The organism is Streptomyces blastmyceticus (assembly GCF_039521185.1).
GTDB classification, from domain to species: Bacteria; Actinomycetota; Actinomycetes; order Streptomycetales; family Streptomycetaceae; genus Streptomyces; species Streptomyces blastmyceticus.
This window is the reverse complement of the sequence record NZ_BAAABW010000052.1, coordinates 1-1,035: the sequence shown is the minus strand read 5'-3', so window position 1 is coordinate 1,035 and position 1,035 is coordinate 1. Positions and strand designations below refer to the sequence as shown.

General features: G+C 69.5%; 1 protein-coding gene. It reads left to right on the top strand.

Annotated features, from left to right (window positions below):
• The coding region (gene metK, locus ABD269_RS35265; protein ID WP_344124714.1) for a methionine adenosyltransferase at positions 1 to 1,035 on the top strand (1,035 nt) is incomplete at both ends.

Below are 1,035 nucleotides of genomic sequence, written 5' to 3'. Positions count from 1 at the left end.
ATTCTCGACGCGCTCCTCAAAGAGGACCCGACCTCGCGCGTCGCCGTCGAGACCTTGATCACCACCGGCCTGGTGCACGTCGCCGGCGAGGTGACGACGAAGGCCTACGCCCCGATCGCCACGCTCGTCCGCAACAAGATCCTCGAGATCGGCTACGACTCCTCCAAGAAGGGCTTCGACGGCGCCTCCTGCGGCGTGTCGGTGTCCATCGGCGCGCAGTCCGCGGACATCGCGCAGGGCGTCGACACGGCGTACGAGAGCCGCGTCGAGGGCGACGAGGACGAGCTCGACAAGCAGGGCGCGGGCGACCAGGGCCTGATGTTCGGCTACGCCTGCGACGAGACGCCGGAGCTGATGCCGCTCCCGATCCACCTCGCGCACCGCCTGTCCCGCCGCCTGTCGGAGGTCCGCAAGAACGGGACCATCCCCTACCTGCGTCCCGACGGCAAGACCCAGGTCACCATCGAGTACGACGGCAACAAGGCCGTCCGCCTGGACACCGTGGTGGTCTCCTCCCAGCACGCGTCCGACATCGACCTGGACTCGCTGCTCGCGCCCGACATCCGCGAGTTCGTCGTCGAGCACGTCCTCAAGGAGCTGGTCGAGGACGGCATCAAGCTGGACACCGAGGGCTACCGCCTCCTGGTGAACCCGACCGGCCGCTTCGAGATCGGCGGCCCGATGGGCGACGCCGGCCTCACCGGCCGCAAGATCATCATCGACACCTACGGCGGCATGGCCCGCCACGGCGGCGGTGCCTTCTCCGGCAAGGACCCGTCCAAGGTCGACCGCTCCGCCGCGTACGCGATGCGCTGGGTCGCCAAGAACGTCGTCGCCGCCGGTCTGGCCACCCGCTGCGAGGTGCAGGTCGCGTACGCGATCGGCAAGGCCGAGCCGGTGGGCCTGTTCGTCGAGACCTTCGGCACCGCCACCGTCGACGTCGAGAAGATCGAGACGGCGATCGCCGAGGTCTTCGACCTCCGCCCGGCCGCGATCATCCGCGACCTGGACCTCCTGCGCCCGATCTACGCGCAG